This window comes from Teichococcus aerofrigidensis (assembly GCF_054073225.1).
Genome location: NZ_JBSXMU010000140.1, coordinates 1 through 7,195, shown reverse-complemented (window position 1 = coordinate 7,195; position 7,195 = coordinate 1). Strand labels below are relative to the sequence as shown.

Below are 7,195 nucleotides of genomic sequence, written 5' to 3'. Positions count from 1 at the left end.
CCCGAGGGCCCGCCGCGCTTGCTGGCGCGCGGTCCGGACGCGCCGCTGCGCCTCGCCGCCGCGCATCCCACGGCCCTGTTGCGCACCGATGACGCCGCCAGCGCCGCCCGGCTGCGCGCGGCGCTGGGGCCGGAGCGCGTGGCCTTCTCCACCGCTCCGGCCTTCGACGACGCGCTGGAGACGGCGTTCGACCTGCTGGCCTCGCCCGAGGTTCCACTGGAGGGCGGCGGGCGGCTGACGATCCATCCGACACCGGCCCTCGTCGCCATCGACATCGACGCGGGCAGCGCGGCGGGCCGGCGCGACGCCGCCGCGCACCGGGCGCTGAACACCGCCGCGCTGGCCGAGGCGGCGCGGCAGATCCGGCTGCGGCACCTCGCCGGCGCCATCCTGATCGACATGGCGGGGCTCGCGGTGGCGCGCCGCAAGGCCCTGCTGCCCGCCATGGCCGAGGCCGCCGCACCCGACCCCGACCTGCGGCTGATCGGCCTGACCGGGCTGGGCCTGATCGAGTTGCAGCGCCGCCGCACCCACCGGCCCTGGCACGAGGTGGTGGGCCTGCCGCCCTCGCCCCTCAGCCGTGGCCTCCTGGCGCTGCGGCGCGGCCTGCGGGACGCCGCCCCCCCCCCCCCGCCCCGGCGCCCCGCTGACCCTGACCGCCTCCCCCGCCGTGCTGGCCGCCCTGCGCGACTGGCCCGGCGCGCTGGAGGAGTTCCACCGCGCGGCCGGGCCGCTGCACCTGCGGCCCGACCCGCTCTGCCCCCCCGGACAGGAGCACGTCCATGCCGGATGAAACCCGCCGCCCCGCCCGCAAGGCCGGCTGCCCGGTCTGCGGCAAGCCCCCGCAGCCGGACACCCGCCCCTTCTGCTCGGCCCGCTGCAAGCAGATCGACCTCGGCCGCTGGCTGAACGGCGATTACGCCATTCCCGGCCCCCCCGCCGAGGTGGAGGAGGACGGGGAGCGGTAGGTGGCCCGGGGCAACCATTCCACGGGCCAAGCGTAAGGATTTCTAGGAAGCTCGCCGGAACAGGAGGATAGGATGCGACGTTTCACCATACTTGCAGCCTGCCTGGCGCTGGGCCTCGTCTTTGCCCTGCCGCCGGAGCCCGCCGGGGCGCGGGAGCGGCGCGAGACGGCGGCGCAGCGCGGCGCGGCGGGCCCGCAGGCCAAGCCACAGCGCGGCCACGCCTCCTTCTACGCCGAGCGCTTCCACGGCAAGCGGATGGCGAATGGCAAGCGCTTCCATCGCAATTCCGCCTCGGCCGCCAGCCGCACCCTGCCGCTCGGCACCCGGGCGCGGGTCCGCAACCTGGAGAACGGGCGCACCGCCGTCGTCACCATCGAGGATCGCGGGCCGTTCAAGCGCGGCCGGGTGCTCGATGTCAGCCCGCGCGTCGCCACCCAGCTCGGCATGCGCGAGCAGGGCACCGCCATGGTCGAGATCGTGCCGCTGGGCGGGCGGCAGGATCCGGGCTGAGCTTTTCCCGCTGGGTTTTTTCCGCTGGGTTTTTTCCACTGGGCTTTTTCCAAGGGTGCCGGCCCGGCCTCTGGACAAGCCCTGACCCTTGGTTTAATCAGCGCCTCCTCTACCGGGGGCGGCCGATACGGCGCCCCGGCCATGGGCCCAGATAGCTCAGTTGGTAGAGCATGCGACTGAAAATCGCAGTGTCGCTGGTTCGATTCCGGCTCTGGGCACCATCCACTTACTATCTCCTTTGTTTTCAGTAGCTTGACTATCGCTTTCGTCCCACTCCGACCGGCCAGGGTTGGGGTGGGACTTTTCATTGCCGGCCGACGCCGCAATGAGGCGGGAGAAAGCGCTCTCCGCCATCACCCGCTGGGCCGCGCCGCGGGTATATCGATCCACCTCCTTCAGGGTCCGGTGGCCTGTCACGGCCATGATCTCGTGCGCCGTGCAGCCCAGCTCGGCCAGCCGCGCCGCGGCTGCCTTGCGCAGGCCATGGGGTGAGCACAGCGGCAGCCCGGCCTCGCGGCACCAGCGCCGGAAACTGTTGCCGAAGGTCTCGGCCGAGTAGGGCGTCCCCTTCCCGCTCACCAGAAAGGTCAGCTCGCCGGTGGACGTGGCGTCGATGACCTGTTGAAGCTCCGGGATGATGGGCAGTTCCAGACGCACCGGCCGCTTGTTCCGGTTCTTGTGCTGAGTGAACCGCAGCCAGCCATCCCGCACATGCTGCCGGCCGAACTGCACCACATCGCTGCGGCGCTGGCCGGTGTAGAGCATCAGGGCCATGGCCAGGCGCGGCTTGCTGCCCACGGGCCAGTGCGCCTCGAAGCGTGCCACCTCCTCCAGCGTCCAGGCGTGGAAGCCCTCGGCGCTTCCGGGCAGGTAGGAGACGCGCAGGGCCGGGTTCTGATCCACCAGGCCCACGGCCATGCCGTGCCGGTAGGCGGCCCTCAGCGCCTTCAGGAGGCCGTTGGCGGCCTCGGGGGTGTCCGCCTTGGCATCCCGGATCACCACCAGGTGCCGCGGCTCCAGGCGGGCGGCAGGCTTGTCGCCACGCTCGACCCGGAAGCGGTCAAGGATCTGCCGCCGCACACGCTGCGTGCGCTCGTCCATCCGTCGGAACTCGGCCGATTTGTAGTAGGCGATGCACAGGGCGTCGACGCTCCCCGGAAGCACCTTGCCAAGCTGCGGCGCGGGCTTCTTCGGCTTGGCATTCACGGCCGCCCGGTACTCGGCATCGAAAGCGTCCGTTCCCGGCTCGGTATACAGCCGCACCTTGGGCTTGCCCGGCTGCCGCAGATACACCCGCACATTGCCGTGCCGGTCGGTGTCGCGGACGACGTGCCGGTAGTGACGCTCGACCTTGATCATGCCTCGTCCCAGGGATTGGCATCACCGTCACCGGGAAGCGCCGCGAACGCCACCTCCAGCGCCCGCCGGTCCCACACCTTCCGGCTGCCGATCCGCTTGGCGCCCGGCATCCGGCCATCCTTCACCATCTCGTCAAAGGTGGTGGTGCTGATGCCCAGGAAGGCCGCCGCCGTCGCCCGGCACAGGCCCAGCGGCGGAAGGCTCAGGGGAAGGGCATCGAGCTTTGCCATCAGGCGCCCGCCCCCTGCCCTCGCGGGTTCCATCCTTCGATTTCCCGGATCTCGTCAGGGTCGAGGATGCCAGCGTCCACCGCGATCTTGTGGCTCTGCCACCTAGCTTCGGCATCGGCCCGCATCAGCCCGGACATGTCGAGCTCGATCAGGCAATCGGCACTGCTCGCGCCGAAGACGCTGCGCTCGAACTCGGCCTCGATCTTCCGCGCCCAGGGCGCCAGGCTGAACTGCGCGAACCAGCGCCCGGCCTCGCGGCTATTGGTGAAGGTGCCGTGGCTCAGGTCCTGCACGATCGGCGGCGGAACTTGGAACAGGCGGCACAGCTCCTCGACCGAGAAGCGGCGGCTTTCCAGCAACTCGGCATCCTCGGGGCTAAGCGAGGCGTTGTTGAACCGGAAACCGCCTTCCAGCAGCGGCAGGCGGCCATGCTGCATCGCCTCGCGGATCCTGCCCGCCCATCCCTCAACATCAGTGCGCTGAGCGGCCGTCAGGATGTTCGGTGCCTCGATGAAGCCCTGCGTCCTCAACCCACCGGAGTAGAGCTTGCTCACCGCCGTGTTGGCGCTGATGGCGATGCCCAATACTTCCGGCGCGCGGCTGATGCGGGAGCGCCCGACGATGCCGTCGTCGCTGCGGTCGCGCAGGTGGAACACCTCACCTTCCAGCAGCCGGCGGCGCGGCCCGCTCTCCGGCGCGATGTCGTAGGCGATACGCCCGCTCGGCAGCACCACCACGCTCACCAGCGGCCAGGGTACGGGCACTAGCGCCGTGGCGCGCCCGGCGCCGTCATACTGGATCTCGGCCAGGGCATTGCCGTGCAGCAGCGCCTGGGCCATCAGCCATTCGACCAGATCCGGCCAGGACTGATGGCTGTTCGGCCGGCGCACCAGGCGGGCCACCGGATGGTCGTACAGCTCCGTGCGCCCGCCCGGCGCCTTGCGGTAGACATAGGCCGGCAGGCTGGCCATGACGCTGGCCACCGCGCCGACGCAGGCCGTGACGGTCGCCAGGTTCTCGGCCAGCCGCGGACTGACATGCCCGGCCCCCGGCGTCTGCGCGATGCCGAAGAAGCGACCAAAGTTCTCGTAGTCCAGGGCCCGCGTCTCAGCCGGGCGCCGGAGAATGCGAGAGAGAAGGCCGGCCATCACAGCGCCTCCACCATCGCGCGGCGCAGGCGGGCGACCGCTTCGGCGTGGCCCATGGTGCGCGCCCGCGCGCTGATCGTGGTCTGGCTGTAGGCCGGATGCGCCTGCACGATGCTGACCTCGATCAGATCCACCGCCCGCAGCTCGCGCCGGTCCCGCGTCGGCCACGCCTCATCCTTGACACGGAAGCCGAAGGACATGCCGCCCAGATCGCGGCGCTCGGCCAGGGCCAGCACGTCGCGGCCGAGCTGGGTGTCGGGCACGTCCAGTTCGAAGCGCAGGCCCTTGGCGTCCTCCTCCAGCCGCAGCGTGCCGGAGCTGGTGCGGGCCAGCAGGCGGCCGGGATCGTGATCCACCAGAGCCAGCACGTCCGTCTTCATCAGGAGAGCGGCCCGGAAGGCGCCGGGCTGGATCACCTCGACGAAGCCACCGATCTGGGCGGGCACGCCAAAGGAGGCCGCGTAGCCTTCCAGGCGGCGCCCGGAGGCACGCAGCTCGACGGCCGCGCGCCTTTCCATCCCGTCAGGGAACCGGGCCGCGCTCATCAGGCCACCGCGTCGGTGATGGCGGCGAAGCTCTCCGGGTGACGCACGGCGATATCCACCGTCATCATCGCCCGGATCTGCACATTGCCCTTCGAGTAGGCCGTGCTCTCGTACGGGTTCACCAGAATGTCGAGTTCGGACCAGACGCCGATCAGCAGATCCGACCAGTTGCCATAGATCAGCGCCGACAGGTTGTTGCCGGTGCCCTTGCTCAGGTTGCTCGGCACCAGGTTGCTGACGGCGACCGTCTGGCCCTGGAACACCGTGGCGAGGCCCAGGGGAACGCCCGTGGTATCCTTCAACTTCGCGGCGGCGCGGCGCACCTTCGTGTTGATCAGGAAGCCCGTGCCGGCAGCATTCGCGTCGTCCACCAGCCCGACCAAATCGGCCACCGCGTCATAGGTCAGCGCGCCGCCATTGGTACCCAGCGACACGGTGCCGATGCCCGCGGTGTTCAGGATGCCGCGCGGCTGGTTGTTGGTGCCCGTTCCGGCGATGGCGGCCGTGTCCAGCTTCTCGGCCAGTTCCAGCGCCATATCGTTCCGGGCGAGCTGCTCCACGTCCGGGCTGCTCTGCAGCACCATGTTGCGCGACCATTCGCTGATCACGCCGGCATGCTTCGGCGTCAGGGTGATCGCCTCGAACTGCGGATCGCTGTTCGGCAGGGGGATGTTCTCGGCCACCCACCCGGCGGTCACGCTAGCCTTCCGGCGCGGGATGGAGAGATTGCCGGTCAGGCCGGTGAGCACCGTCGCGCCCAGCGAGCGCACCCGCGTGGTGTTGCGCAGGCGGTCGATGAACAGGTCCGGGCGATGCTCGGTCGCGATCAGGTTGCCGCCGGGACCGCCCGCCGGGGCCGCCGTGGTCAGCACGCGCTGCTCCATAGGCTGGCCCATGTGCCAGTAGAGACCCTGCGCCTTGCGGCCGGAGCGGCGCTCCAGCTCGGCACTGATCTCGCGGGCGCGGCCGGCAGCGTGGTCGGTACCCCCCATGCCGGCCCGCACCACGTCGAGCAGGCCGACGCGGGCCGCCTCGCGATCCAGGTTGGCATCGCCGGTGCCGTTCAGGGGCTGGCCGGCGGCGCGGCGGTCGAGATCGTCGAGCATGGCCTGGCGGCGCTCGGCGTCGGTCACGCGCAGCGCTTCGGCCTCCAGCGCATCGGCGCGGGCGCGCGTCTCGTCCGGCAGCGCGCCGTCGGGATGCTTGGCGAGGATGTCGTGCAGCTCGGCGCGGATGGCTTCGCGGCGAGAGATCAGGTCACGGATGGACGGCATCGCGATTGTCCCAAACAGACGATGCCTTCGCGACGGGCGTTTCGGCGGCGGCCTTCATCTGCTCGTAGAGCGTGGCCGCATCACTCACCATCTTCCGTCGGGTGCCGCTATCCTTGACGTGGATGCGGGCCCGCTGGCCGGTAAGCTTGGGGAAGGCGACGAACGGCTTGCCATGGCAGTCATGTCCCAGACGGCAGCCGGAGATGGTCATGTCGGCATAGCCGAGCGTGACCTCAGCGCAGTAGCCCTCGCTGGGGAAGCCTTCGAAGGGGCGCAGCGCGAGGATCTCGAAGCGCATCAGCCGTGCTCCAGAACCGTACGCACGTGCCGATAAAGGCTGTTCACCACGATGGCGCTGGCTTCCTCGCGATCGTGCTCGTACCAGAACAGGTCGTGGAGAAGGGTGCGTTCCGGCCGAACATTCATCACGCGGCCGACCGTCTCACCCGGATACCACGCCAGCACCGTCAGACCTTCCTCGAACAGCTTCCCCGGCTCGCGAGCTGGGGTATCCGCAAGGGGTCCTTCCCCCAAATCCGTGAAGGCGGCCGCAATCAGCGCAGCCTCACGTGGCCGCAGGCCGGTCCTGGCAATCTTGTTGGTCAAGGCGATCTGCATGACACGCTGGAAGCTGAACAGCAGGCCACCGCGGCTGACAATCTGGTCACGCTCGCCCTGGTTCAGGAACACCACCTGCGGCCGGCGCGAAACCCAGTTCTTGAGCGTGTCGCCGGAGATGTCGGCCGCGGCACAGGTCTGTGCTGACGTATAGCGGTTTACGAAGTCCAGATTGTCGGCGCTCATCGGCTCATCCCCTTTACATTGCCAGTGTAGGCTTACACGAATGCTTGGTGCAAGCCTACACCGCTCTCTATAAGAGGTTTTCTATCTGCCGGATTGCGCCCTCGACCACCTCTGCCGCTGCTCCAGCCACCCCAGGTGTTTCTCGGCATTCCCCGGCAGGAGAAGCCAGCCGGGCTCGTAGCCGAACTGCTCCTCGATCTCGGCGGCCAGGGCCTGCTTCCGCCCCTCGCGCCAGGCCAGCTCCAGTTCGAGGCACAGGATGCGAACGCGGAGCCAGAGCTTGCGGAGGCGCTTCACGCTTGGCCTCCCAGCAGCCGGAGGACATCCTCGGTGAGGCTCCGCACGGCTTCCTCCTCA

10 protein-coding genes, 1 tRNA gene and 2 pseudogenes are annotated in these 7,195 nt (G+C 69.8%); 5 read left to right on the top strand and 8 right to left on the bottom strand.

Features of this window, described 5'->3' with window-relative positions:
• Positions 1–138: 138 nt before the first annotated feature.
• The 5 genes and pseudogenes from ACVMLK_RS18590 to ACVMLK_RS18570 all read left to right on the top strand — a co-directional run.
• A pseudogene (locus tag ACVMLK_RS18590) lies at positions 139–471 on the top strand (ribonuclease E/G); the annotation flags it as partial.
• Between the two features lie 109 nt (positions 472–580).
• On the top strand, positions 581–793 hold the full coding sequence (locus ACVMLK_RS18585; RefSeq protein ID WP_457487244.1) for a hypothetical protein: 213 nt from the start codon (positions 581–583) through the stop codon (positions 791–793).
• The gene (gene yacG, locus ACVMLK_RS18580; RefSeq protein ID WP_457487242.1) at positions 783–968 is read left to right on the top strand and encodes a DNA gyrase inhibitor YacG; all 186 of its coding nucleotides are present in this window, start codon (positions 783–785) and stop codon (positions 966–968) included. Before ACVMLK_RS18585 ends, yacG begins: the two co-directional genes overlap by 11 nt.
• 72 nt (positions 969–1,040) lie before the next feature.
• A complete protein-coding gene (locus ACVMLK_RS18575; protein ID WP_457487241.1) occupies positions 1,041–1,478 on the top strand; it encodes a septal ring lytic transglycosylase RlpA family protein in 438 nt (145 codons plus the stop codon).
• Between the two features lie 145 nt (positions 1,479–1,623).
• Positions 1,624–1,699: transfer RNA gene (locus tag ACVMLK_RS18570), tRNA-Phe, on the top strand.
• A gap of 151 nt (positions 1,700–1,850) precedes the next feature.
• Here ACVMLK_RS18570 and ACVMLK_RS18565 read toward each other — a convergent pair.
• From ACVMLK_RS18565 to ACVMLK_RS18530, 8 genes and pseudogenes are all read right to left on the bottom strand, one after another.
• Positions 1,851–2,252, bottom strand: a pseudogene (locus tag ACVMLK_RS18565) (tyrosine-type recombinase/integrase); the annotation flags it as partial.
• A 581-nt stretch (positions 2,253–2,833) separates the two neighbouring features.
• Positions 2,834–3,067, bottom strand: coding sequence for a helix-turn-helix transcriptional regulator (locus ACVMLK_RS18560; protein ID WP_422921663.1), 234 nt, complete (start codon positions 3,065–3,067; stop codon positions 2,834–2,836).
• Positions 3,067–4,215: a phage portal protein gene (locus tag ACVMLK_RS18555; protein WP_457487240.1), complete on the bottom strand. Its 1,149-nt coding sequence runs from the start codon at positions 4,213–4,215 to the stop codon at positions 3,067–3,069. The genes ACVMLK_RS18560 and ACVMLK_RS18555 overlap by 1 nt, the downstream gene beginning before the upstream one ends.
• Complete coding sequence (locus ACVMLK_RS18550) at positions 4,215–4,733, bottom strand: HK97 family phage prohead protease (RefSeq protein WP_457487243.1); 519 nt, start codon at positions 4,731–4,733, stop codon at positions 4,215–4,217. The genes ACVMLK_RS18555 and ACVMLK_RS18550 overlap by 1 nt, the downstream gene beginning before the upstream one ends.
• Positions 4,734–4,759: 26 nt before the next feature.
• On the bottom strand, positions 4,760–6,034 hold the full coding sequence (locus ACVMLK_RS18545; RefSeq protein WP_457487239.1) for a phage major capsid protein: 1,275 nt from the start codon (positions 6,032–6,034) through the stop codon (positions 4,760–4,762).
• Positions 6,018–6,332 carry a hypothetical protein gene (locus ACVMLK_RS18540; protein WP_457487238.1) on the bottom strand — a complete coding sequence of 105 codons (315 nt, stop codon included), beginning with the start codon at positions 6,330–6,332 and terminating at the stop codon, positions 6,018–6,020. Before ACVMLK_RS18540 ends, ACVMLK_RS18545 begins: the two co-directional genes overlap by 17 nt.
• On the bottom strand, positions 6,332–6,838 hold the full coding sequence (locus ACVMLK_RS18535) for a hypothetical protein (protein ID WP_457487237.1): 507 nt from the start codon (positions 6,836–6,838) through the stop codon (positions 6,332–6,334). Before ACVMLK_RS18535 ends, ACVMLK_RS18540 begins: the two co-directional genes overlap by 1 nt.
• 81 nt (positions 6,839–6,919) lie before the next feature.
• Complete coding sequence (locus ACVMLK_RS18530) at positions 6,920–7,135, bottom strand: hypothetical protein (RefSeq protein WP_457487236.1); 216 nt, start codon at positions 7,133–7,135, stop codon at positions 6,920–6,922.
• Positions 7,136–7,195: the final 60 nt, after the last annotated feature.

Bases quoted from the DNA above. Each gene is read 5' to 3' on its own strand.
- yacG (WP_457487242.1), top strand. From the start codon at position 783: ATGCCGGATGAAACCCGCCGCCCCGCCCGCAAGGCCGGCTGCCCGGTC.
- ACVMLK_RS18575 (WP_457487241.1), top strand. From the start codon at position 1,041: ATGCGACGTTTCACCATACTTGCAGCCTGCCTGGCGCTGGGCCTCGTC.
- ACVMLK_RS18560 (WP_422921663.1), bottom strand. From the start codon at position 3,067: ATGGCAAAGCTCGATGCCCTTCCCCTGAGCCTTCCGCCGCTGGGCCTG.
- ACVMLK_RS18555 (WP_457487240.1), bottom strand. From the start codon at position 4,215: ATGGCCGGCCTTCTCTCTCGCATTCTCCGGCGCCCGGCTGAGACGCGG.
- ACVMLK_RS18550 (WP_457487243.1), bottom strand. From the start codon at position 4,733: ATGGAAAGGCGCGCGGCCGTCGAGCTGCGTGCCTCCGGGCGCCGCCTG.
- ACVMLK_RS18545 (WP_457487239.1), bottom strand. From the start codon at position 6,034: ATGCCGTCCATCCGTGACCTGATCTCTCGCCGCGAAGCCATCCGCGCC.
- ACVMLK_RS18540 (WP_457487238.1), bottom strand. From the start codon at position 6,332: ATGCGCTTCGAGATCCTCGCGCTGCGCCCCTTCGAAGGCTTCCCCAGC.
- ACVMLK_RS18535 (WP_457487237.1), bottom strand. From the start codon at position 6,838: ATGAGCGCCGACAATCTGGACTTCGTAAACCGCTATACGTCAGCACAG.